Annotated in this window: 21 protein-coding genes and 1 tRNA gene; 8 read left to right on the top strand and 14 right to left on the bottom strand. The window is 64.4% G+C overall.

The features are described from left to right. Nucleotide 1 precedes the first annotated feature (1 nt). The gene (rpsB, locus tag RIA72_RS15260) at nucleotides 2-847 is read right to left on the bottom strand and encodes a 30S ribosomal protein S2 (protein ID WP_350032923.1); all 846 of its coding nucleotides are present in this window, start codon (nucleotides 845-847) and stop codon (nucleotides 2-4) included. 248 nt (nucleotides 848-1,095) lie between these two features. On the opposite strand from rpsB, the gene RIA72_RS15255 reads away from it, so the two are divergent. Continuing rightward, on the top strand, nucleotides 1,096-1,419 hold the full coding sequence (locus RIA72_RS15255; protein ID WP_350032922.1) for a hypothetical protein: 324 nt from the start codon (nucleotides 1,096-1,098) through the stop codon (nucleotides 1,417-1,419). Here the strand turns inward: RIA72_RS15255 and RIA72_RS15250 are convergent. Then, nucleotides 1,403-2,176 (bottom strand): CDP-alcohol phosphatidyltransferase family protein, encoded by a 774-nt coding sequence (locus tag RIA72_RS15250; RefSeq protein ID WP_350032921.1) that lies wholly within the window; start codon nucleotides 2,174-2,176, stop codon nucleotides 1,403-1,405. The two genes, RIA72_RS15255 and RIA72_RS15250, sit on opposite strands and share 17 nt — an antisense overlap. Nucleotide 2,177: 1 nt before the next feature. Next, nucleotides 2,178-2,912 (bottom strand): phosphatidylserine decarboxylase, encoded by a 735-nt coding sequence (locus tag RIA72_RS15245; RefSeq protein ID WP_350033204.1) that lies wholly within the window; start codon nucleotides 2,910-2,912, stop codon nucleotides 2,178-2,180. A 163-nt stretch (nucleotides 2,913-3,075) separates the two neighbouring features. On the opposite strand from RIA72_RS15245, the gene RIA72_RS15240 reads away from it, so the two are divergent. Beyond that, a complete protein-coding gene (locus RIA72_RS15240) occupies nucleotides 3,076-4,290 on the top strand; it encodes an NADP-dependent isocitrate dehydrogenase (protein ID WP_350032920.1) in 1,215 nt (404 codons plus the stop codon). A gap of 99 nt (nucleotides 4,291-4,389) precedes the next feature. Next, nucleotides 4,390-6,168: a cation:proton antiporter domain-containing protein gene (locus tag RIA72_RS15235; protein WP_350032919.1), complete on the top strand. Its 1,779-nt coding sequence runs from the start codon at nucleotides 4,390-4,392 to the stop codon at nucleotides 6,166-6,168. Between the two features lie 9 nt (nucleotides 6,169-6,177). Here RIA72_RS15235 and RIA72_RS15230 read toward each other — a convergent pair whose 3' ends face one another. After that, nucleotides 6,178-9,111 carry a M16 family metallopeptidase gene (locus RIA72_RS15230; protein ID WP_350032918.1) on the bottom strand — a complete coding sequence of 978 codons (2,934 nt, stop codon included), beginning with the start codon at nucleotides 9,109-9,111 and terminating at the stop codon, nucleotides 6,178-6,180. Nucleotides 9,112-9,194: 83 nt separating this feature from the next. Here RIA72_RS15230 and RIA72_RS15225 point away from each other — a divergent pair, with 83 nt between their 5' ends. Beyond that, on the top strand, nucleotides 9,195-10,067 hold the full coding sequence (locus tag RIA72_RS15225; protein WP_350032917.1) for a carbon-nitrogen hydrolase family protein: 873 nt from the start codon (nucleotides 9,195-9,197) through the stop codon (nucleotides 10,065-10,067). Between the two features lie 245 nt (nucleotides 10,068-10,312). Here RIA72_RS15225 and RIA72_RS15220 read toward each other — a convergent pair whose 3' ends face one another. Next, complete coding sequence (locus tag RIA72_RS15220) at nucleotides 10,313-10,543, bottom strand: hypothetical protein (RefSeq protein WP_350032916.1); 231 nt, start codon at nucleotides 10,541-10,543, stop codon at nucleotides 10,313-10,315. Nucleotides 10,544-10,713: 170 nt separating this feature from the next. Then, on the bottom strand, nucleotides 10,714-11,511 hold the full coding sequence (locus RIA72_RS15215; protein ID WP_350032915.1) for an NUDIX hydrolase: 798 nt from the start codon (nucleotides 11,509-11,511) through the stop codon (nucleotides 10,714-10,716). Between the two features lie 111 nt (nucleotides 11,512-11,622). Here RIA72_RS15215 and RIA72_RS15210 point away from each other — a divergent pair, with 111 nt between their 5' ends. Beyond that, nucleotides 11,623-12,276: a DUF4126 domain-containing protein gene (locus RIA72_RS15210; RefSeq protein ID WP_350032914.1), complete on the top strand. Its 654-nt coding sequence runs from the start codon at nucleotides 11,623-11,625 to the stop codon at nucleotides 12,274-12,276. Here the strand turns inward: RIA72_RS15210 and RIA72_RS15205 are convergent. The 3 genes from RIA72_RS15205 to RIA72_RS15195 all read right to left on the bottom strand — a co-directional run bounded on the left by RIA72_RS15205 (nucleotide 12,273) and on the right by RIA72_RS15195 (nucleotide 14,915). Further along, nucleotides 12,273-13,496 carry an NAD(P)/FAD-dependent oxidoreductase gene (locus RIA72_RS15205; protein WP_350032913.1) on the bottom strand — a complete coding sequence of 408 codons (1,224 nt, stop codon included), beginning with the start codon at nucleotides 13,494-13,496 and terminating at the stop codon, nucleotides 12,273-12,275. The genes RIA72_RS15210 and RIA72_RS15205 overlap by 4 nt on opposite strands. Before the next feature lie 106 nt (nucleotides 13,497-13,602). After that, nucleotides 13,603-13,863, bottom strand: coding sequence for an ACT-like domain-containing protein (locus tag RIA72_RS15200; protein ID WP_350032912.1), 261 nt, complete (start codon nucleotides 13,861-13,863; stop codon nucleotides 13,603-13,605). Beyond that, nucleotides 13,863-14,915: a Leu/Phe/Val dehydrogenase gene (locus RIA72_RS15195; RefSeq protein ID WP_350032911.1), complete on the bottom strand. Its 1,053-nt coding sequence runs from the start codon at nucleotides 14,913-14,915 to the stop codon at nucleotides 13,863-13,865. Before RIA72_RS15195 ends, RIA72_RS15200 begins: the two co-directional genes overlap by 1 nt. 125 nt (nucleotides 14,916-15,040) lie before the next feature. On the opposite strand from RIA72_RS15195, the gene RIA72_RS15190 reads away from it, so the two are divergent. Then, nucleotides 15,041-15,511, top strand: coding sequence for an Lrp/AsnC family transcriptional regulator (locus RIA72_RS15190; RefSeq protein WP_350032910.1), 471 nt, complete (start codon nucleotides 15,041-15,043; stop codon nucleotides 15,509-15,511). Between the two features lie 60 nt (nucleotides 15,512-15,571). After that, a tRNA-Thr gene (locus tag RIA72_RS15185) sits at nucleotides 15,572-15,642 on the top strand. 164 nt (nucleotides 15,643-15,806) lie between these two features. On the opposite strand, the gene RIA72_RS15180 is transcribed toward RIA72_RS15185, so the two are convergent. Genes RIA72_RS15180 through RIA72_RS15165 form a run of 4 tightly spaced genes read right to left on the bottom strand, consistent with a single transcriptional unit; the run spans nucleotide 15,807 to nucleotide 20,571 of the window. Then, nucleotides 15,807-17,147 (bottom strand): mannitol dehydrogenase family protein, encoded by a 1,341-nt coding sequence (locus RIA72_RS15180; protein ID WP_350032909.1) that lies wholly within the window; start codon nucleotides 17,145-17,147, stop codon nucleotides 15,807-15,809. Then, a complete protein-coding gene (gene uxaC, locus RIA72_RS15175) occupies nucleotides 17,144-18,556 on the bottom strand; it encodes a glucuronate isomerase (RefSeq protein ID WP_350032908.1) in 1,413 nt (470 codons plus the stop codon). Before uxaC ends, RIA72_RS15180 begins: the two co-directional genes overlap by 4 nt. Nucleotides 18,557-18,563: 7 nt before the next feature. Next, nucleotides 18,564-19,865 (bottom strand): MFS transporter, encoded by a 1,302-nt coding sequence (locus RIA72_RS15170; protein ID WP_350032907.1) that lies wholly within the window; start codon nucleotides 19,863-19,865, stop codon nucleotides 18,564-18,566. 19 nt (nucleotides 19,866-19,884) lie between these two features. After that, the gene (locus tag RIA72_RS15165) at nucleotides 19,885-20,571 is read right to left on the bottom strand and encodes a 2-keto-4-pentenoate hydratase (protein WP_350032906.1); all 687 of its coding nucleotides are present in this window, start codon (nucleotides 20,569-20,571) and stop codon (nucleotides 19,885-19,887) included. 208 nt (nucleotides 20,572-20,779) lie between these two features. On the opposite strand from RIA72_RS15165, the gene RIA72_RS15160 reads away from it, so the two are divergent. Continuing rightward, nucleotides 20,780-22,270, top strand: coding sequence for a UxaA family hydrolase (locus tag RIA72_RS15160; protein ID WP_350032905.1), 1,491 nt, complete (start codon nucleotides 20,780-20,782; stop codon nucleotides 22,268-22,270). Here the strand turns inward: RIA72_RS15160 and RIA72_RS15155 are convergent. Beyond that, a complete protein-coding gene (locus RIA72_RS15155) occupies nucleotides 22,267-23,811 on the bottom strand; it encodes a family 43 glycosylhydrolase (protein WP_350033203.1) in 1,545 nt (514 codons plus the stop codon). The genes RIA72_RS15160 and RIA72_RS15155 overlap by 4 nt on opposite strands. Nucleotides 23,812-23,899 lie beyond the last annotated feature (88 nt).

The raw sequence follows: 23,899 nt of genomic DNA, 5'->3' as shown, positions 1-23,899 counted from the left end.
ATCAGGCGTCGCTCTGACGTTCGGTTTCGGCTGCCGCTTCGGCGGGAACCTGTTCGTCCTCGGTCGCGGGAGCGGCTTCGGCCGCCGGGGCTTCCTCGGTCAGCGCGGGCTCGGCGACGGGCTCGACGGCAGCACCCAGATCTTCGCCGCGATCGGCGCGTGCCTGCTGGCCGCCACGGGTCGCCGCCTGGGCTACCGCGTCGCAATAGAGGCGGATCGCGCGCGCAGCGTCATCGTTCGCCGGAACCGGGAAAGCGATGCCGTCGGGCGAGACGTTCGAATCGAGGATCGCGACGACGGGGATGCCAAGGACATTGGCTTCCTTGATCGCCAGCTCTTCCTTGTTCGCGTCGATCACGAACATGACATCGGGAATACCGCCCATATCGCGGATACCGCCCAAGCTCAGTTCCAGCTTGTCGCGTTCGCGCGTCTTGTTGAGCACTTCCTTCTTGGTGAGGCCCGAAGTGTCGCCCGAAAGCTGTTCTTCGAGCGCCTTCAGCCGCTTGATCGAGTTCGAGATCGTCTTCCAGTTGGTGAGCATGCCGCCCAGCCAGCGGTGGTTGACGAAATGCTGGCCCGAAGCGCGGGCCGCATCGGCGATCGGCCCCTGTGCCTGGCGCTTGGTTCCGACGAACAGCACCTTGCCACCCGCGGCCGCGGTCGAGGCCACAAAGTCGAGCGCGCGCGCAAAGAGCGGCACGGTCTGCGACAGGTCAAGAATGTGGATGCCGTTGCGCGCGCCGAAGATATACGGCTTCATGCGCGGGTTCCAACGGTGGGTCTGGTGGCCGAAGTGTGCGCCGGCCTCGATAAGATTCTGCATCGTGACGACAGGTGCCGCCATAGTCTTTCTCCTTCCGGTTGGTCCTCTGGAAAGCAAGAACCGAGGCATCCGCGATGGGATGATCCCGGCACCGGTATGTGCGCCTTCCATGTGGAATGGGCGGCCCGTTAGCGGCCTTCGCTCCGAAAAGCAAGGGGTGACGGCCCATGGGGCGCCCGCACTCCATCTTTGCGACGAAAACGCTTCGTCGATAAAACAAAACGGTTTGCCGCAATCGATTTGAGAACAAAAAGGGAACATGAAACGAATTGCGCAACGCAACCGTTCCATCACGACGGATTTTCGCACAGGAAAACCGGAAGGACAAGATCATGCTTCAGGTCGCCGCCGCTCTTCTTTTCGCTCTCGCCGCCGGATTGGGCGTTCTGGTCATCCTTGCGATGCTCCGGAATAACAGTAGCGCTGTCGTCTCGGCGCTGCTCGGCGAAGGCGCCTTCCCGGTCGGCGTGGCCCCGCAGTCCGATCCCCTCCCACAGAAAATCAAGCTGCGCCGATCGTCGGCGCTCCGCGGCAGCCCGCGCGCCGTGCCGTCCGCCGTTCGCGCTCAGCGGCGGCTCAGCTGCGCCGCCTGACCTTCGCATAGCTTGCGATGCCGAACGGCAACAGCGCGACATAGATTGCCGAGACGACGAGCAGCGTCAGCCACGGTACGGTGACGAGGGCCGCGCCCAGCAGGCCGACGCCGGCCAGCGCGAACAGCCTCCATGATCGACGCAAACGGATCGACGACCAGCTATAGGTCGGGATCGCCGAAATCATCAGCATCGCAACACCGAGCGCCCATGGCATGACGACATACCATTCGCGGAACAGGTCGTTGCCGGATACCAGCCAGAGATAGACGGGAACAAAAGACAGACCCGCACCCGCGGGCGCCGGTATGCCGGTCATAAACCCCGCCGACTTGTGCGGCTGGAAATCGGCGTCCATCCGCGAATTGAACCGCGCGAGACGCAGCGCACAGCACACCGCGAGGGCCAGCGCGGCGGTCCAGCCGAATTTCGGCGCATCGGCAAGCGACCACAGGAAGAGAATCATCGCCGGCGCGACGCCGAAAGCGATCACGTCCGACAGCGAATCAAGCTCGGCGCCGAATTTGCTCTGCGCGCGCAGCAGCCGCGCGATGCGCCCGTCCATCCCGTCGAGCACGCCGGCGAAAACAACCGCCGCCAATGCCTTTTCCCATTCGCCGCCGATCGCGAAGCGCACGCCCGTCAGGCCGAAGCAAAGCGCAAGCGCCGTAATCGCATTGGGCGCAAAGGCGCGCAGGCTGATGCCGCCGAGGCGGCGACCCGCGACGTCGGACGAGGGGTGCTCCCCTTCCGTCACCTTATTGCCCGATGCCGTCGAGTGTCTCGGCGATGCCGATCCGTGCCACGACGGTTTCACCCGCCAGCGTGCGCTGGCCGAGCAGCACCTGCGGCGTCGTGCCGGCGGGCAGATAGACGTCGACACGGCTGCCGAACCGGATAAGCCCGACGCGCTGGCCCGTTGCGAGTTCGTTGCCCATCGTCACGAAGGGCATGATGCGCCGGGCGACAAGCCCCGCGATCTGCGTAAAGCCGATCCGCACGCCATCGGCGCGTTCGACGACGAAATGCTGCCGCTCATTCTCCTCGCTTGCCTTGTCGAGGTCGGCGTTCACGAATTTGCCGGGGATATAGACCAGCTTGCGCAGCGTGCCCGCGACCGGCGTACGGTTGATATGCACGTCGAAGACGCTCATAAAAATCGACACGCGCAGCATCGGCGCATTGCCCAGCCCATCGGGACCGGCAATTTCGGGCGGCGGTGGGACTTCGGCGATCTGGGTGATCAAGCCGTCGGCGGGCGCGATGATCAGGTCACTGCTTGCAGGCGTAACGCGCACCGGATCGCGGAAAAAGGCCCCGATCCACATCGTCACGCCCAGCATCAGCCAACCGACGATGGCCCATCCCAGCAACCAGAAGCAAAGCGTCACAATTCCCGCGATCAACAGGAATTTGCGGCCTTCGGGGTGGATCGAGGGCCATTGCCATTTGATGCCGCCGCCGGGCCGGTTCGAGGATATGATGTTCGACATGGCCGTTCTTCTAGGGGGCAGCATCCATAGTGACAATGGATAAGGCGCGGCGATGGTTGCGCCGCGGCGCGCGACACCGGTTGCGTCGGGGCGGTTGATCAATCGCCCCGCTTTGCCTAAGGCCCGCTGCAACTCCGACTCCCCAAGGATAAAGGCAGAACGCATGGGCAAGATCAAGGTAGCCAACCCGGTCGTCGAACTCGACGGCGACGAAATGACCCGGATCATCTGGCAATGGATCCGCGAACGGCTGATCCTGCCCTATCTCGACATCGATCTTCACTATTATGACCTCGGCATCGAGGAACGCGACCGCACCGACGACAAGATCACCGTCGAGGCCGCGAACGCGATCAAAAAATATGGCGTCGGCGTCAAATGCGCGACGATTACCCCCGACGAAGCCCGCGTCGAGGAATTTGGACTGAAAAAGATGTGGAAGTCGCCGAACGGCACGATCCGCAACATCCTGGGCGGCGTCGTCTTCCGCGAACCCATCGTGATGAAGAATGTTCCCCGGCTCGTCCCCGGCTGGACCGACCCGATCGTCGTCGGGCGTCATGCCTTCGGCGACCAGTATCGCGCCACCGACTTCCGCGTTCCCGGTCCCGGCAAGCTGCGCCTGGTGTTCGAGGGCGAGGACGGCCAGACGATCGACGAGGAAGTGTTCCAATTCCCGTCCTCGGGGGTCGCGATGGCGATGTACAACCTCGACGATTCGATCCGCGACTTCGCGCGCGCCAGCATGAACTATGGCATCGCGCGGCAATGGCCGGTCTATCTGTCGACCAAGAACACGATCATGAAAGCCTATGACGGGCGCTTCAAGGATCTGTTCGAGGAAATTTTCCAGAATGAATTCAAGGCGAAGTTCGACGAGCTCGGTATAACCTACGAACATCGCCTGATCGACGACATGGTCGCCTCGGCGCTCAAATGGTCGGGCAAGTTCGTCTGGGCCTGCAAAAATTACGACGGCGACGTCCAGTCGGACACGGTGGCGCAGGGCTTCGGCTCGCTCGGCCTGATGACCAGCGTGCTGATGACCCCCGATGGCAACACTGTCGAGTCCGAAGCCGCGCACGGCACTGTCACCCGCCACTATCGTATGCACCAGCAAGGCAAGGCGACATCGACCAACCCGATCGCGTCTATCTTTGCGTGGACCGGCGGCCTCAAGCACCGCGGTAAGCTCGACGACAATGCCGCGCTGGTGAAGTTCGCCGACGATCTTGAAAAAGTGTGCGTCGCGACGGTCGAAAGCGGCAAGATGACCAAGGATCTCGCGCTGCTGATCGGCCCTGACCAGAACTGGCTGACAACCGAAGGCTTCTTCGAGGCGATTGTCGAAAATCTCGACAAGAAGATGGGCGGCTAGCCTTTTGTCGTCATCCCGGCGAAGGCCGGGATGACCGAATATATGTGGTTTCTATAACTGCCTAGCCAATCGGGGCCGGTCTGCATAAGGTCGGTTCCTATGGTATCGGAAACAGAAACATCGGCCATCGGCAACGCGCTGGTGGTGCTCGGCGCCGCGGGCATCGTCATTCCCGCCTTTGCGCGATTTCGGCTGCCTCCGGTCATCGGCTTTATCCTGGTCGGATTGCTCGTCGGACCGTCGGGCCTGGGCGCGCTGACCGCAGACTATCCGTGGCTCAAGCACATCACGATCGAATCGGCGGAGGACATCGCGCTCTTCGCCGAATTCGGCATCATCCTGCTGCTCTTCTCGATCGGCCTCGAACTCTCCTTCCGGCGCCTGTGGCAGTTGAGAAAGCTGGTGTTCGGCATCGGTGCGGCCGAACTGCTGTTCGGCGGCGCGATCCTCGGCGGCGCGCTGATATTGTTCACCGATCATGCGACCCCCGCCGCTTTCGGCTTGGGTATCGCGCTCGCCTTGTCCTCAACCGCGCTGGTGCTCCCCATTGCGGGAACCAAATCGGCCGTCGGGCGCGCGTCCTTTTCGATGCTGCTGTTCGAGGATCTGGCGATCGTACCGATCATCTTCATCCTCGGTGCCTTTGCCCCCACCGCCAGCGGCGACAGCACCGAACTGCTCTTCGCGACGCTGTGGCAGGGCGGGCTCGTCATCGCCGCGCTCGCGATCGGCGGCTGGTTCCTCCTGCCGCGCATCTTCGCGCAGGCCGCGCGCGCCAAAGACCCCGAACTCTTTCTTGCCGCCAGCCTGCTCGTCGTCATCGTGGCGGCGCTCGCGACCGCGGCGGTCGGATTGTCGCCGATCGTGGGCGCGCTGCTCGCCGGCCTGATGATCGCCGAAACCGAATATCATGGCGAGGTCGAGGCGATTACCGCGCCGTTCAAAGGGCTCGCGCTCGGGGTGTTCCTGATCAGCGTCGGCATGGGGCTCAATTTGCGGACGATCGCCGAACAGTGGCCGCAACTGCTGGTCGCGGTCATTGGCGTCATCGCGATCAAGGCCATCGTCACCGCCGCGCTGCTGCGTTTCTCGGGATTTGCTAGGCGCGGCACCGCCGCCGAGGTCGGCCTGTTGATGGCGAGCCCGTCCGAAACGACATTGATCGTCCTCGCCGCCGCATTGCAGGCGCAACTCATCAGCAACGATACGGCCGAATTCTGGCAGCTTGTGACGGCAATCGGGCTCACGATCACGCCGCTTCTCGCGCGCGTTGGCCACGATGTCGCGCGGCGGATCGAGATGCGGAGCGGCGACGCGGAGGAGACGGAAACGCCCGAAGGGCGCACCGTTATCGTCGGGTTCGGCCGCGTCGGCCACACCGTCGCCGAATTGTTGCGCGAGCACGGCCGTTCGTACATTGCGGTCGATGCCGACATCGACACCGTGGCGGGCGCGCGCCGCGATGGCTTCATCGTCCGCTACGCCGATGTTGCGCGCCCCGGCAGCCTCGATCGGCTGGGTATCGAAAATGCCCAGGCGATCGTCCTGACGATGGACGACCCGGTGCAGCAGCTGCGCATGACGCGGCAGCTGCGACAGAAATACCCGTCGCTGCCAATCATCAGCCGCGCGCGCGATGCCGATCATGCCGCCGCGCTCTATCAGGCCGGCGCAAGCGATGCGGTGCCCGAAACGCTCGAAAGCTCACTCCAGCTAGCCGAAGCGGTCCTGATCGATCTCGGCGTCGCGATGGGCCCCGTCATTGCCTCGATCCACGATGTTCGCGCCAAGATGCGCCACGACATCATGACGAAGGGCAAACTCGACCATGAACCGCGTATCCGCCGCACCCGGCCCGCTCCCGGCGAAAGCGCCTAGGTTCTTGCTCTAGCGTCCGCCAGCCGCGGTTTCGACGGGGCTGATCACTTTCGCCTCCGCTGCCGAGACATCGGCGAGCGTCATTCCATTGGGAAGAATGGCGAGCGACCATTGGCGTGTCGGCGTCAGATATTCGCGCGCCAGCCGCTGGATGTCGGCAGCCGTAACTGCAGCAATATCGTCCTGGATCGAAAGCGCCGCTGCGGTCACGCGCGTGTCGCGCGTCGCGCCTTCGAGCAGGAACATCCAATAGACATTGCCCGTCGAGGCGCGCGCGACCTGTTCGCGGATCGGGCCGGCGTTGCGTGCCAATTCGTCGGCGCTTACCGGCCGCGCGACAAGATCGGCCGCGATGTCGCGCGCGATGTCATAAAAACGGGCGATGTCCTTCGGCGCCAGCAAGCTGCCGACCAGCAAATATCCGCCACCGTCGAAACCCGTCGGCCAATGGCTGTCGACGACAGGACCGTAACTGGCGCCCTGTTCCGCGCGCAGCCGATCGAACAGCCGATCGTTGAAAATCGCTGCCAGCACTTCCAGCGCGCGTGCATCGCGCGGATTGGCGCGGCCGCCAGCCGTCGGCCATGCGGTCATCGCTGCGGCCTGACCACGCTCGCCGCGATGATAGGCGATCACGGGAACGCGCGCAGGCGCCGCAAATTCGACGCGCTGCCCGCCGGGCGGAGCCAATATGCCGCGCGGCGGCAGGGCGCCAAAGGTTTCTGACAGGATGCGCCTGTAATCCACCGAAGCAAGATCGCCGAAAATCTGGACCTCGACCGGCCCGCTGGCGAGCCGCGGTTCCCAGAAGGCGCGAAACGCGGCGGGCGTCAAAGCCTCGATCTCTGCCTTTTCGGGCGGCGCCCAACGCGCATCATTGCCCGTCAGCCAGCCGCGCAGATTGCGATCGAGGACCGCGTTCGGGGTCGCATCGTTCAGCTCATACCCCGTCAGAAGCCCTACCCGCAGACGTTCGACCGGCGCCGCGTCCCAGCGCGGCATCGCCAGCTTTGCCGCCATCAGCCGCAGCTGGTCCGCCAGATCGGCGGGGCGACTTTCGGCGGACAGTTCAAACGCATCGTCGTCGATCGCGAAATTCATCTGGATCTGCCGGCCATTGGTGAGCTGGTCGATCTCATTCTGGCCCCACGGTCCGATGCCGCTCGCAACCAGCGCATAGTCGCCCGTCCAGAGCAGGTTCGGCGCATCGGCGGCGACGCTGCGATTGCCGGTTCCGAACCGCACATTGACGCGCACCTTGCCGGGCTCGACCTTGTTGTTCGACACCAGTGCGGTGATACCGTTCGCCAATTCGATCCGATCGGCGCGCAACCCCGGCAGCGGCGCGGTCGCAATGATCGCGCCGGGGGTCCCGAGCGGCGGCAGCTGTTTGAAATCGGCCTCGACCGTCGCCAGCCGCGCGTCGCGTGCGGCAACCGGAGCTTTCAGCGCCGCAAGAACCGCGCCGTTGCCGCCCACCGATTCGGGCGTCGTCAGCACAACGCGCGTCACCGGGGCGGCAAAGATCGCGCGGCTGATGTCCAGCATCACTTGCGGCGTGGCCGAGGCGCGTATCGCCTTGAACATGTCGACCTGTCCTTGCGGGCTGGTCACGGTTTCGTTGATGTCGACCGCGCGCACCATGTCGTCGGCGAGCCGCGCGCCGGGTTCGTTGCGCGCATTTTCCAGTTCTTTCAGCAGAAAGGCCTCGATCTCGTTGGCCTCGCGGTCGATGTCCGCCTGTGACGGCGGCCGGCGGACCGCATCGGCGATCACCCCGCGAACATCGGCCAAGGCGGCCTTCCAGTCGTTCAACGGGACGATCGATGTCGCGGTGACATCGGCGCTGCGGCTGACATATTGCTGTTCGACGGTCGCGACCAGATAGCTGCCCCCGGCGCGCGCGCGGTTCTCCAGCCGCCGGTTGACGAGCGCCTGCGCGATGAACTCCAGATACAGCCGCCGTGTGTTTTCCACCGTGTCGATTCGCTTCTTCCACGGCCGCACCATGGCGAGAGTCAGCGCAAGTGGCTGGTTGGGTTCGACAATCTCGAGCGCATCGGGTGCTTTCGGGTCGGGCTTGCCGAAATCCGGTGTCGGCAGATTGGCCCCTTCCCCCTTCCAGTCACCATAATATTGCGCGATCAGCCGGGCGAAGGTCGCGGGGTCGCCGTCGCCGGCGATGACCACCACCGCACGCTCGGGGCGGTACCAGCGGCGATGAAATGCGCCGACCGACGCCGCGCTCGCTTTGCCGAGCGATGCCGTGGTACCGATCGGCGAGCGGTTGCCGAGCAGTTGCCCCGCAAATAAATGCGCATTGGTCGCGTCGGCGATCCGCCTTTGCGGGCCGTCGGATTCGCGCAGTTCGGCCATGACGACGCTGCGTTCGGCCGCCACCGCCAGTTCCGAAATGCGCGGCGCGCGGATCATGCCCGCCAGCAATTTCATGCTTTCGTCGAGGTTTGCCGGCGTCACGCTCGGCAAATCGAGCTGATAGACTGTTTGCGTCGGCGTCGTCTGGGCATTGGAATCGCTCCCAAAAGTGACGCCAAAGCGCTGCCAGATACGCTTCGCCTCGCCATCGGGGATATGTTCCGAACCGCGAAAGGTCAGATGTTCGAGCAGATGCGCATAACCGCGCTCCTCCTCGGTCTCGAACATCGAACCCACATCCATTCGCACGCGGATCGATACCTGCCCCGGCGGCACGCCATTGCCCCGCACCGCGTAGCGCAGACCATTGGGGAGGACGCCAAACTGCCACGCCGCGTCGCGCGGAATGTCGCTTCCTGCATAAAGCCAGTCGCTGTTCTTCCCCTGCGCCTCGACCGCGGGCCGATCCTGGGCATTCGCGGCCGGCGCCAGCAGTAGTGCGGCAGCGGCGCCGACGAGCAGCGAATGACAGAAACGAAGCGGCGCGCGCGCAAAGATGAAGAACATTGCGCCATCTTATCGCCTTCAAACCTTGCTGGCCACTGAACTGTCGGCTTGTCCCCGGTGGGCGGCCGGATTAGCCAGACGATATGACCGATCCCATCGACGCCCCGCCCGCTGTCCCCCGCGCCGCGCTGGTTCAAATGACCAGCGGCATCGACCCGGAGGCGAACCTTGCCGTCGTCGATCGCGCCATGGCCGACGCCGCAGCCCAGGGCGCTGCAATGGCCTTCCTGCCCGAAATGTCGCTGCTTCTCGACCGCGATCGCGCCCGGTCGGCGGCGCATATCCGGCGCGAAGCCGAAAGCCCGTGGCTGCAAGCGCTGCAGGCAATGGCGCAAAAGCACCGGATCTGGCTGCATTCAGGGTCGATGCCGCTGCTCGCCGACGATGGCGAACGCCGCGTCAACCGCAGCCATGTGATCGCCGCCGATGGCAACATTCGCGCCCGGTACGACAAGATTCACGTGTTCGACGTGCGCCTGCCCACGGGCGAGAATTGGCAGGAATCAGCGGCATATGCAGGAGGCGGAGCTTTGAGCGTCGTTGACACGCCGCTCGGCCGGCTAGGCCTCAGCATCTGTTACGATCTGCGTTTCCCCGAACTCTATCGCGCGCTCGTCGACCGTGGCGCGACACTGATCGCCATCCCCGCGGCCTTCACCGTGCCGACCGGCGAAGCGCATTGGCACGTCCTGCTACGCGCGCGCGCGATCGAAACCGCGTGCCACATCGTCGCGGCGGCGCAGTGCGGCAACCACCCCGACGGCCGCACGACCTATGGGCACAGCCTGACGGTCGATCCCTGGGGCACCGTCCTCGCCGATGGCGCGCGCACGGCGGAAGCGAACGAAAACGGATATGGGCTGACGGTCGCGCCCATCGACCCAGCGGTCGTCCACAAGGCACGCGAGGCGATCCCGCTGAGCCGGTCGCGGGCAATCCGCAACATCGATCCGTGAATCTGCCATCATTGTCCGGATCATCATTCTACCCAAATCGGAAACACACCTGCGCGTCGTATTGGGATTATGAGATGCCGACCTTCCCCGCATGACGCGGCGAGCAGCTAACTCCGGCCGTCCTGGAGGGGCCCTATAGGCGCTCCACGTCGTCTTTGACCCAATCCATGAAAGGACCCTCAATGCACAAGGGGCCCCGAGCAATGCTCGGAGCCCCTTGGTATTTATAGCGATCAGCCGCGATCTTACGGGCTGGTCGGTTCGTCGTCGTCGTTGTCCGACGCGATGATGATACCGCCGACGACAGCGGCGAGAGCGAGGACAGCGATGATCCAGCTGGTGCTGCCTTCCAGTTCGCTCTGACCGTCAACGGTCGAAGCGGCGCGAGCCGCCGGAGCGGCCGATGCGACAACGGGTGCCGCAATCATCGAGGTCGCTGCAAGGGAGATCGCAGCCTTCTTAAGCAGGTTCATCATTTTCTCCGTCCACTGGATAGTCTTGTCGAATCACACCGCGGAGTTCATCCCCGGTTTGCTTCTGCCCGGCCTTCTTAGGCACAGGCTTCGGCAATTGCAATGACGATTTGCCCTACGCCCTGAAATCTTAGCAAATTCTAAACGAGCGGGAACTTCTTGCCCGTTCTGCATCAACCGCGCCGCACGCGTTCGAAGCTTTCGCTGGTTACGGGATAGCCCAAATGTCCGGGGATGCAGAGATAGGATCGGCCATTGCGATCCTCGATCCAGGGTGTGACCAGTTCGACCGGATACTCACGCGAATGCGCTGAAAAACTTTGGAAATCTGGCACTTGCGCCAGGCGTTCCAGATTGCGCCGGGTTGGAAAAATCACCGACACCTCGCCGCGGTCTGCCATCGCCAGCGTTGCCGCTGCGCTCGCCCAGAAAATGTGGCTATGCTCGGCTTCTTCGACCGTGAGTTCGTGTCCGTGCGGCGGTGCCGCGACGGCATAGAAGCGCGTGTCGAAGGTGCGCGCTTCTTTGAAATTTGGACACCAGCGCGCGAAAGGAACGAGCGATTCCAATGCGATTCGGTCATCCCGCGCCGCCAATATGTCAGAGAGCAACGCACCTCCCAGAAGGGCGCGGCGCACCTCGGCGACGTCGCGCTCGGCAAGCCCCGGCCAACCGACGGCAAGTCCCGTTTCTTCCAGCGTTTCGCGCAGCGCGGCGACGCGCGCGGCGCCGTCCTCTGGATCGATGCCCGCACCGTGACGGCGTGCAACCTCATGGTCGTCAGGATCGATCCGGCCGCCGGGGAAAACGACCGCGCCCGCGGCAAAGGCCATGGCGGTCGATCGCTTGACCATCAATATCTCGTCTGCGCCGCCGTTTTCGGACGGGCGCATGATCACCAGCGTCGCTGCGGGAATGGCGCCGTCGGGCAAGCTCGCCTTGGGCGCGGACGGCGAAAGTGCATCGGTCATGCCCATAGCCGATAACCGCACGGCCCCCGCTTGTCATCCCGCCATTGCGGACGCACCGGCAAGCGTGCAAGATGGGTGCCGGTTCACCACCATCGGGCTGGGAGCAGGCCATTGGGAATCATAGAGATTTTGGGCGTCGCGGGGAGCCTGAGCCTGCTTGCGGGCTGGCGGCTTTACCTGACCATATTGGCAACCGGCGTTGCGATGCACTTTGGCTGGCTGCCGCTCCCCGACCATCTGGCGGCACTCCAGGTGCTCGCAAATCCCTGGGTGATCGGCGTCGCGGCCGTAGGCACCATCGCCGAGTTCCTGGCGGACAAGGTCGCTTGGGTCGATTCGGCGTGGGATACGATCCACGGTATCGTTCGCCCGCTCGGCGGAGCATTGCTCGCGCTCGCGCTCGTCGACAGTTCCGATCCCGCGTGGCAGGTCATCGCCTTCCTGCTCGGCGGCGGCGGGGCGCTGCTGAGCCATGGTGCCAAGGCCACGACGCGCGCGGTCGTCAATATCAGCCCCGAACCCGTCAGCAACGCCGTGGTATCGACCGGCGAGGATGTCGCGACCGGCGGCCTGCTCGCGCTGGCCATCGCCTTTCCGCCGCTCGCCATCGTCATCGCCGTCCTGCTGGCGGTTGCGGCGGTGGTCGTGATCATCGCGCTGCGCCGCTTGCTCCGCAACATCAAGGCCACGCTGAAGCGTGCGCTGGGCGACGAGCCACAGGCGGCGGCGGTGCAGGGTCGGGGCCCCGAAGCCAGCGGCAACTAAACCGGCAGCAACGCCTTCAGCGGTGTTTCTGTGTCGGCAAGTTGTTCGGCCGTGGCGCACAGTCCGGCAGTAACGATCATGCGGCCCTGGACATAATCCTTGGTGGCGTTGACGCAGTCGATCGCGATCACCTTGCCCGCTTTCAGATAAACGATCGAGAAGCTGCGCGTTGCGGGGTCGCCGCGCAGCACCGCCCGGTCGTGGCCCGTCGACAGGCCGGCGGTCTGAAGCTTCAGATCATATTGGTTCGACCAGAACCAGGGGATCGCATGATAGGGGGCTTCGTCACCGCATATGCCCTTTGCGACGACATTCGCCTGATCATTCGCGTTCTGCACCGATTCGAGCCGGATCACGACGCCTTCGGCAAAGTCATTCTCGTGCGCCGCGCAATCGCCGATCGCGTAGATGTCGGGCAAGCTCGTCTTGCAGAAGCGGTCGACGAGCACGCCGTTGCCGCCCTCTGCCCCCGCCGCGATCAGCGGTTCGACCGCAGGCACGATGCCGATCCCCACGATAACCAGGTCGGCCGCGATAACTTCGCCATCGGCCAGCCGTACACCGGTCACTTGAGTCTCGCCCTCAATCGCCTCGACTGAAACGCCGAGCCGAAGATCGACCCCCTGGTCGCGATGCTCGCGTTCGTAGAAGCGCGACAGCTCGGTTCCCGCCACCCGCGCCAGCACTCGATCGAGCGCTTCCAAGAGCACGACCTTCTTGCCTGCCTTGCGCAGAACAGCCGCGGCTTCCAGCCCGATATAACCACCGCCGATGACGACAATCTGGTTTGCGGTTTCGGAGGCCGCCTTCATCGCGTCGGCATCGGCGCGGGTGCGCACGCCCTGCACACCGGGCAGGTCGCCGCCGGGGACCGGCAACATGCGGGGGGTCCCGCCCGTCGCCCAGACCAGCTTGCCATAACCGATCGTTTCGCCGCCATCGGTCGTCACCCTGTGCGCCGCCGGATCGACCGCAACGACGCGTGTGCCGAGCAGCATCGTCACGTCACGCTCGTCCCAATAGCGGGCGGGACGAAGCTGGATGCGCTCAAACTCCTTTTCGCCCGCAAAATATTCCTTCGACAGCGGCGGGCGCTCGTAGGGCAGCTCGGGTTCGTCACCGATGATCGCAATGGACCCCGTGAATTTCTGGGTCCGCAGCATCACCGCCACCTGCGCACCGCCATGCCCCCCACCCACGATCACCACGTCGAATTGCATCGCCCTCTTCTCCCACACATCGTCAGCGCGCCCGTTGCACGCAGGGCGCAGCGAAGCAAGCCGTGCGTGCCTTGCCCCGGTGAAAGAAATGCTGAATGGGGCGCGGTCAGTCCGCGTATTCTAACCGAGGCAAAGCCACTCCGGCTTCGACGCCCGATCGCAGGATAGCCACGACCTCGCCCAGCTTGGCGGCGATGATGGCGGCCTGCTCTGCTCCCAGTCCGGCGACGACGATCTCGACCCGCATATGACCCGACATCGTGCGTGCGCTCACCGCGCTCGGCACAAGCGCGCGTTGCGCAAAGAAATTGACGATGCGCGGTAAGGACTGCGGATCGGGCACCGCTTCCAGACGAAATCGGTGCATCACGCCGCCGCGCGCTGTGCGCCCGCAATCACCTCTTCGGCCATCTCGTCAGCGACCAGGGCGGGCGATCGACCTTCGCGTGCCGCGCGCTCCAGCAGGGCGCCGACACGCGGGCCGATTTCGGCAACGCGCGCCTCGACGTCGCTTTCGGTTTCGCCCAGATATTCGGCCGAAACATTGATGATGCCGCCTGCGTTGACCACATAGTCGGGCGCATAGACGATGCCACGCTCGACGAGCATCGCGGCGGCATCAGCGTTCGCCAACTGATTGTTCGCGGCGCCGCACACAAGCTTGGCCTTCATCGAGGCGACCGTGCGGCGGTCGAGTACGCCGCCGAGAGCGCAGGGCGCGAAAATGTCGGCGTCGACCGATGCGATCTCGGACACATCCACGACCTCCGCGCCCAGCACGGCCTTCAGCCGGTCGCGCCGTACGGGGCTGACATCAGCGATGATCAGCCGCGCGCCCGCGTCGGCGAGGCGACGGCAAAGGTCGGCGCCGACATTGCCGGTGCCCTGAACCGCAACAGTCAAGCCGTGGAGCCCCCGGCCCAGCGCGATCGCCGCCGCGACCTCCATCGCATCGAACACACCCTTTGCGGTCCAGGGCGACGGGTCGCCGCCCGCACATCCCTCGGCGGGCGGCAGTCCGGCGACATGCCGCGTGGCGTGCGCGACCTCCTGCATGTCGGCCACGCTCGTGCCCACATCCTCGGCGGTCACATAAGCTCCGCCAAGCTTCTCGACCGCGCGGCCGAATGCCCGGAACAGCGCGACGCGATCCAAGGGACCCTCGGGTTTCCGCAGCACCGCCTTCGCGCCGCCAAGCGGCAGTCCGGCAAGCGCATTTTTGTAACTCATCCCCTCGGCCAGCCGAACTGCGTCGGCCAGCGCGCGGCCCGCGTCGGGATAGGACCACAGCCGGCATCCCCCGGCCCCCGGGCCGAGCGTGGTTGAATGGATCGCGATAAAACCGTCGAGCCCCGCTTCGAGATCATAGAGGCGCACGCATTCGATCGGCGGGGCCAGACGGGCAAGACGGACTACCATGAAACTCTCTCCTTGAGCGATGCCGCGTTTATCGCACCGGCTCTCGGGATGTTCTTGATTGCATTTTTTAAGCATATCGCCATTCTAGGACATAAATTCCTATTTTTTCCATCAAAGAGACATAAATGACCGATATAGATCAGTTCGAGGTCAAAATCCTCCGCGAGTTGCAACGCGACGCGAATCAAACGACGGCCGAGATCGCCGAGCGCGTCGGCCTGTCGGTATCGCCCTGCTGGCGCCGCATCGACCGGCTGGAGCGCGAAGGTTTTGTCAAAAAGCGCGTCGCGATCGTCGACCGGCGCAAGGTGGGGCTCAACGCGCACGTTTTTGCGCAGGTCAAGCTCAACGCGCACGGCCGCGCCAACCTCGACGAATTCAGCGCCGCGATCCAGGGTTTTCCGGAGGTACTCGACGCCTATGTGCTGATGGGAACGACCGATTTCATGCTGCGCATCGTCGCGCGCGACATCGACGCCTATGAACGCTTTTTCTTTGACCGGCTCAGCAAACTGCCGGGCATCCAGGAGATCAACTCGACCGTCGCGCTGTCCGAAATCAAAGCGACGACCGAACTGCCGCTCGGCGCCGATTAATCGCCTCCGCCGCATCTTGCGCAACGGCGCTTGTCTTCGTTCCACGCCGCTCCCCTCGTTGCCGCTTTAGCTCAGTTGGCAGAGCGCATCATTCGTAATGATGGCGTCACAGGTTCGAGCTCTGAGCGGCACCGCTCTCCCCAAAACTGCGCATATCAAAGGACAGCCTAGCTGAAGGCCCGGCGGCCCGCACGCGCCGACCGGGCTGCGGTGAGCGCCCTGCCAAGTTTCAAGACTTTCCCGATACCCCCCTTCGGCCTGTTATAGCCATCGAGAATCGCTATAAGCCGGACCGTCAATTTCCAGGAGTGTTCGCGGTTTCCGGGCGCCACCCCGACGCGATCAGGCCGCCATCACCAAACAGACGTGTCATCGGATCCGCCCCTCGCGTTGCGACACGCAGCTGGTCCGCAAGCGGGTCGTCGATCGGCTGATCGCCGCGCAAGAACGCTATCCACGCGGCAATGGCCATCTCGATCGAGGGGCAGCGCTGCCCATGCGCCTGATGCCACGCGAGCGTTTCCAGCCAGCGCTGCGGAATCTTCTGGCTGCCGTCCATCGCAATCTGGATCAGCCGGTGATCGAGTGCGGGGTTGGCGAAGCGACCCATCAGCGCATCGGCATAGACGGTAAGGTCCTGCCCCGGCGCGGCGTCGATCGTCGGCGCCGCCTCGTCGCGCATGAGCCGTTCGATCAGCGGGCGGATCACAGGGTCAGCGACCGCCTGATGTACATAGGTGTGACCACGCCCCAGCCCGATATAGGCAAGCGCCGAATGGGCGCCGTTGAGCATCCTCAGCTTCGCCGTTTCATAGGGTGCAACATCGGCCACAAGCGCGGCGCCGACATCCTCCCAGCGCGGGCGCGGGCCGGCGAAATCATCCTCGACCACCCATTGGCTGAACGCTTCGGTGACGACCGCGCCCTCGTCGCGCGCGCCGAGCGCCGCTTCGACCGCGTCGCGGTCAGCGTCGGTTGTCGCCGGCACAATCCGGTCGATCATCGTCGCGGGGCAGCGGCATTCGGCGTCGAACCAGTCGAGGAGATCGGGGTACTCGGCCGAAAGATATTGGCGCATCAGCGAGCGCAGCACCGCGCCATTGTTCGCCAGATTGTCGCAGCTGAGCAGCGTCAAACCGGGCAGGCCCGCCGCGCGGCGGGCCGCGAGCCCCGCGCCGACGAAGCGGTAAAGGCTCGACGCCCCGCACGCGGCGGCAAGATCGAGCTTGCCGTCTGCGGCACGCAGATAGCCCTTCTCGGTCACGGTGAAGCTGATGATATGCGTCGCGGGTGATGCAAGCGCGTCGATGACCTCTTGCGGGGCCTCTTGCGCAACGAGCACCCGGCGCACCGCGCCGATCAGGCGCAGCTCGGTTCCGGCGGCGCTGCGCGTGCTGACCGTGTAGAGGCCGTCCTGCGGAACAAGCTGCGCCGCGACATCGCCCGAGCGCAGCGACACGCCGATGATCCCCCAGTCGCGATCCCCCGCCCCCATCGCGTCGTCGGTGTAAACCGCCTGATGCGCGCGGTGGAAAGCGCCGATGCCGATATGGACGATGCCCGCCGCCTGCGCGCTGCGGTCATAATCCGGCGTCCGCACCGACGCCGGGATCGGGGTCTTCGCCGACAGCCTCACAGCTTGTACGCGGCCTTGGCGAGATGATAGCTGAGGTCGGACGCGAGCTCCGCGGCCTCCCATTCCTCCAACCGATGTTCGGCGACGAGTTGCGCGAGGAAGCCGCAATCGATGCGCCGCGCAACATCGTGCCGCGCCGGAATCGACAGGAAGGCGCGCGTGTCGTCGTTGAAGCCGACCGTGTTGTAAAAGCCCGCGGTCTCGGTCACCTGGCTGCGGAAACGGCGCATCCCTTCGGGGCTGTCGTGGAACCACCAGGCCGGGCCGAGCTTCAGCGCCGGATAATGGCCCGCAAGCGGCGCGAGTTCGCGCGCATAGCTTGTCTCGTCGAGCGTGAAGAGGATGATCGTCAGTTCCGCTTCATTGCCATATTTGCCAAGCAGCGGGCGCAGCGCATGGACATAGTCGGTCGCGGTCGGAATATCGGCGCCCTTGTCGCGGCCATAGCGTTCGAACAGCCATGGATTATGGTTGCGGAAGCTGCCCGGATGGATCTGCATGACGAGTCCGTCGTCGAGGCTCATTCCCGCCATGACAGTGAGCATATGCGCGCGGAATATATCGGCCTCGGCAGGCGACACATCGGTGCCAGTAACGCGCCCGAACAGCGCCTCGGCCTCCGCGTCCGAAAGGTCGGCGGTCGCGGCGGTCGGGTGGCCATGATCGGTCGAGGTCGCGCCCATTTCGGCGAAAAAGGCGCGGCGTTTGCGGTGCGCGGCGAGATAACCGGCATAGGAAAAAGCATCCTCGCCCGACAGCTCCGACAGGCGCACCAGATTGTCGCGGAACCCCTCATACTCGGGATCGACCACGGGGTCGGGGCGATAGGCGGTGATGACGCGTCCGCCCCATTCGCCGCTGTCGTTCGCCGCCTTGACGACGCGATGATGGTCGAGCGTATCGAGGGGGCTTTCGGTCGTCGCGATCACCTCGATCCCGAAACGGTCGAAGAGCGCGCGCGGGCGAAACGCGTCGGTCGCGAGCGCCTCGGTAATGCGGTCGTAGTAAAGGTCCGACGTCGCTGCCTCGAACTGGACATCGATGCCAAAGGTTTCGGCGAACACCCAGTCCATCCACATCCGCGTCGGCGTGCCGCGAAACAGATGATAGTTTTGCGCGAACAATCGCCAGCTTTCGCGCGGGTCGGCATCGGGATTACATATCCCCAGCGCATCGAGCGGCACGCCCTGCGAATAGAGCATCCGGAACGCATAATGATCGGGGTGCAGTAGCAGTTCGGCCGCATTACCGAAATGGGCGTTGGCCGCGAACCACGCCGGATCGGTGTGCCCGTGTGGGCTGATGATCGGCAGGTCCGCGACCTCGGCGTACAGACGGCGCGCGATGTCGCGCTGGCCCGCATCGGACGGAAAAAGGCGGTCGGGATGCAGGGTCAGCGGACGCGTCATTACGTGCTCAATGGCTTTCGACACTTACCGGCGCAAGGCGCGGGCTGAGAAGGTGGATGGCCAGCACAGCGATGAAATAGACGGTGGTGCAGGCCGCAAAGATCAACGTGTAATTGCCGCCGGTCGCGTCAAGCACGAGCCCCGTCGACTTCGCCATGATCATGCCGCCGACGCCGCCCATGAACCCGCCGAGGCCGATGACCGATCCGACGGCCTTCTTGGGGAACATGTCGGGCGGAATCGACAGGATGTTCGACGAAAAGGACTGATGCCCGGCTAGCGCGATGCCGATCAGCACGACCGCGAGCCACATATTGTCCAGTCCGGTGACGAACAGCAGCGGAAGCACGCAGCAGCCCGATAGCAGCATCGTGATCTTGCGCGCAAAATTGACGCTGTGCCCTTTCTGGATCAGCTTCGACGACAGCCAGCCGCCCGCAATGCTGCCGACATCGGACAGCAGGTACATGATGATCATGGGGAGCAGCACGACCTTCAGGTCGACGTCATAGGTCGTGCTGAAATATTTGGGCAGCCAGAAGAGCATCAGGAACCAGACCGGGTCGGTCAGAAATTTGCCGATCGCAAAAGCCCAGGCTTCGCGCTTGCGGACGATGCGGCCCCAGCCGATGCGCTCGATCTTTTCGGGCGGGTCATGTTCGATCCACGCGAGTTCGGCGTCGCTGACTTTCCCGCTTTCGCGCGGGTTGCTGTAGAGCCAGAGCCAAAGCAGCAGCAGCGCCACGCCGAAAAGACCAGTATAGATAAAGGTTTCGCGCCAGTCGAAACCAAGGACCACCATGAAAAGCGCAATCGTGGGCGCGGTCAGGATCACGCCGATCGTCGTCGCGCTGTTCACCCAGCCGATCGCATAGGCGCGTTCCTTTTGGGGGAACCACTCGCTCGACGCGCGCACGACCGAGGGGAAATGCCCCGCTTCGCCGACGCCGAGGATGACGCGCGCTGCCATGAAGGAGACGACCGAGGAAGCAAAGCCATGCGCGACATGGCCGATCGTCCAGATGGAAATAGCGATGGCATAGCCGATCTTGGGGCCGAACCGGTCGATCAGCCATCCCATGATGAGGAAGCCGAAGGCATAGGCGGCCTGAAAGGCAGTGACGATGTTGCCATAGTCATTCTCGCTCCACCCCATCTCGTCGCCGAGGACGGGCGCGAGCAGACCCAGCATCGTCCGGTCAATATAGTTCACCGTCGTCGCCACGAACAGCACCGCGATGATAAGCCACCGATACCGTCCCGCGCGGGGGACAGGTTGGCCCACCCCGGCTGCGATTGCCTCTGCCATTTTCCTCTCCCGTTTGTTCTTAGATGCTCCTTATGGAGCAGTCGACGCGGATATCATGGTTGAACACCGCATGGGCCTTCTGCCCCGCCTTGACCTCATGTATTCCGGTAATTGCGCCGGCCGACACCCAGGTCCCCGGCGCAATCGCGATCCCGCGCGCGCGCAAGGTGCGGATCAGGAACAAGGCGGACCCAAAGGGGCCGTCGAGCATCGCTTCCATCGTCGCAGCACCGACGCGCTGGTCGTCCACGAACATTTCGACGGGCATCCGTATCAGGTCGGCATCGCGCCAACCCGGGATCGCGGGGCCGAGAATCAGCCCCTTGTTGTTGCCATAGTCCGACGCGGTCACCGCGGGACCGTGAAGATTGATTTCAGGAAAGGGCGAACTCGCGATTTCGATCCCCGTCCGTACCTGCGCGATGCAGTCCTTGACCGAATCGATGTCCCAATCGCGCGCGCCCACCTCGCCAAAGCACAACAGAACTTCAGCCTCCGCCGCGGCGAACCCCGTCGAATAGATGGGCATAGAGGGCGCCGAGCCTGCGCTGCCGTCAAAAATTTCGTCGTCGAAAATCGGGCCAGTCAGGCGGTTGTCGCCAAAGCGGTCGACAAGCGCGTCGGGAATCCGGCCGACCTTCCAGCCACCGATGCGGCGTCCGTCGAGCGCGATCGCCGCATCCTGAATCGCATAAGCGTCAGCCATCGTCTGCGGCATCGGCCCAGGATACAAGGTAAGCGGTGTCTTTAGCGCACGCGCGTCGATTAACGCGCTCGCGATTTTCTCGATTTCCAAGGTCTCTGCCATGTTTGTCATTTCCCTCTACCGAAAAAGCCTTTATGAGACACCGGTGTCAAACGCAAGCGAATAGCGGTCATTCCGTTCATTAGACCGCAGTAGGGCAGAGCCGAAGATGAAGAAGGCCGTTCATATCGCCCCGACCGACAATGTCGCCACTGCCGTCGCAGACCTCGGCGTCGGCGAAGTGCTTGGCGTGGGCGAAGCTCCGGTGCGGCTTGCGATGCCCATTTCGCGCGGCCATAAATTTGCGGTCGCGCCGATTGCGCAGGGGGCAGCCGTTACCAAATTCGGCTTTCCGATCGGAATCGCAACCGCCGCCATCGCCGCGGGCGAGCATGTCCACAGCCACAATCTTGTGACGGCACTCGACGGCAACGACGCCTTTCGCTTTCCGGGCGCCGACACGCCGCGCCGCGAAGCGAGCCCGATCATCGCGCATCGGGGATTTCACGGCTATCTGCGCACCGACGGACGCGTCGGGACACGCAACGAGATCTGGATCATCCCGACGGTCGGTTGCGTCGGCAATCTCGCCGCCCGCGTAGCGCGAATCGCGGGCGTACGTCATGCCGGACGCGTCGACGGAGTGCACGCCTTCAAACATCCCTTTGGCTGCTCGCAGCTCGGCGACGACCTGGCGCATACGCGCGCGCTGCTCGCAGCGCTCGCGCAGCATCCGAACGCAGGCGGCGTGCTGATCGTCGGGCTGGGGTGCGAGAGCAATCAGCTCGGCGCGCTTTTCGACCTGATCCCGGCTGAGCGCCGTGCACATATCCGCGCCCTCTCGGCGCAAGCGGTCGAGGATGACGAGGCGGCGTGCCTCGCGCTCGTCGACGAGCTGGTCGCGGCGTGCGCCGATACGCCGCGCAGCGAACGCCCGCTCTCCGACCTCGTGCTCGGGGTCAAATGCGGCGGGTCGGACGGACTATCGGGGCTGACCGCGAACCCGCTTGTCGGGCGCATGGCCGATGCCGTCGCCGCTGCGGGCGGCAAGGTGCTGCTGACCGAAATTCCCGAAATCTTCGGCGCCGAGCAGATTTTGATGGATCGCGCCGTCTCGCGCACGGTTTTCGACGATGCGGTCGCGCTGGTGCGCGATTTCAAACATTATTTCATCCGCCACGGCGAACCGGTGAGCGAAAATCCGTCGCCGGGCAATATCGCTGGCGGCATCACGACGCTCGAGGAAAAGTCATTGGGCGCCGTGCAGAAAGGCGGCAAGGTGCCGCTCGTCGACGTTCAGCGCTACGGCGGCGTGGCGACACGGCCGGGACTGACCTTGCTCGAAGCACCGGGAAACGATGCCGTATCGTCGACGGCGCTCACCGCTGCGGGGGCGACAATCATCCTCTTCACCACCGGACGTGGTACGCCGCTCGGCTTTCCAGCCCCCACGCTCAAGATCGCGTCGAACAGCGCGCTCGCCGAACGCAAGAAGGGCTGGATCGACTTCGATGCCGGCCAGGTGCTCGATGGCGGCTTCGACGCCGCCTCGACCGCGCTACTCGACCTGATTGCCGCAACCTCATCGGGCGCCCCCGCCCGCGCCGAAAGCAACGAGGAACGCGACATCGCGATCTGGAAATCGGGCGTCACCCTCTAGTCGAGCGCCTCGAAGCGGAAATTGCGAAAGCGCGCCTCGCCCGCTCCCGCCGAATAGAGCCCTGGGCGCAGCATCAGGAAACCGCCGCGGACATTATGGTGGTATCCCGACACTTCCATCCCGCGGTCGAAGCGGTGCCATGTCTTGCCGCCGTCGCCGCTCGTGTCATAGGTGACGATGTGCCGGTCGTTGGTCACCCGCATCCGCATCCGTCTCCCATGCGGATTGGCCGGGCGCGCGCGTTCGATGCCATATTGGTGGGTGACGAAGCGCGACTCGTCGAAGCCGAGCCCGCAATAGAGCTTGTCGTCATAGAAGAGGATCAGCCCCGCCGTGCCGCCGGGCGCAATCTCGATGTCGCACTCGAAACGATAGGCCTGATCGCCCGCGATCAGCAGCAGCGGCGACGAATCGACCGGCGCCTTGCCGCGCGCCTTCAGAACGAGCACGCCATCATCGACCCGTGCACGCGCGGCCTCGTCAGGCGCCGGCCGAAAGAAATTCCATTTGGCGCCGAGCGCGAGCGCCCTAAAATCGTCCGATAGCGCCATGCCGTGCGGTCCCGCTACCGTCCCGCCGCGTGGTTTGGCGATCGGCTGCGACAGGTCGCCGCCCTTCATCCGGAACCAGCCGTCGGCGGTCCATTCGATCGGGTCTAGCAGCGCCTGCCGCCCCAGCGTCCAATAGCCGTTTTCATAGCCGTGATAGACGCTCCACCAGTCGCCCGCGGGCCCCTCCACCAACGTCGCATGGCCGCGCGACCACCATTTTTCGGATATGGAAGTCGTGCGAACGAGCGGGTTTTGCGGGCAATTTTCCCAAGGGCCGTGGATCGATTTCGACCGCGCGGCAATGACCATATGCCCCGTGGGCGGCCCGGCGGTGCCGCCAACAGCGGTGATCATGTAGAAATAGTCGCCGTGGCGCGTGATCTTCGGCCCCTCGGGCGCAAAGCCTTCGACAACCCAGTCGGACGGATAGCGCCACGGGTCATAGACATGCTGGGGCTCGCCGATACGCGACAGGCCGTCGTCCGACAGGCGCACGCGGTCGCCGCCCGACAGGAACAGCCAGCGCGACCCGTCCTCGCCGACGGCATGGCCGGGGTCGATATGGTTGGGCAGGTTCAAATCAACAGGGTCGCTCCACGGCCCCTCGATACGGTCCGCCCAGATGACCCAACTGGTGTTCGGCCCCTTGGTCGGAATATAGAGATAATAGCGCCCCTGATGCTTGCAAAGCTCGGGCGCCCAGACCGCGCCGATATTGCGCGTGAGCGCCGGACCGACGGGGCGCCAGTTCACCAGATCGCGCGAGTGCCAGATCACCAGCCCCGGATAGGAATCAAAGGTCGAGAAGGTCATATAATAATCGTCGCCGTCCTTCAGGATCGACGGATCGGGGTGGTCGCCGGCCATGATCGGATTGAGAAACCGCCCGTCGCCGAGGTCGGCCTTGCGCTGTCCATCAAAGCCGCGCGCCCAGCCGGGAGCGCGGTCAGCGCGCCCCTCCGCCGTCGCCCCTGACGGGCCCGGCGCCATTGCGAGCGCGGCGCCCGCCCCTCCAACACCCGCGGCAAACAGGCCGCCGCCCGCCAGTTTCAGAAGATCGCGTCGATCGGTCACCGTC

The organism is Sphingopyxis sp., from assembly GCF_040216815.1.
Lineage (GTDB): Bacteria > Pseudomonadota > Alphaproteobacteria > Sphingomonadales > Sphingomonadaceae > Sphingopyxis.
Note: the sequence above shows the minus strand (reverse complement) of the source record. Positions and strands in the feature narration are given on the sequence as shown.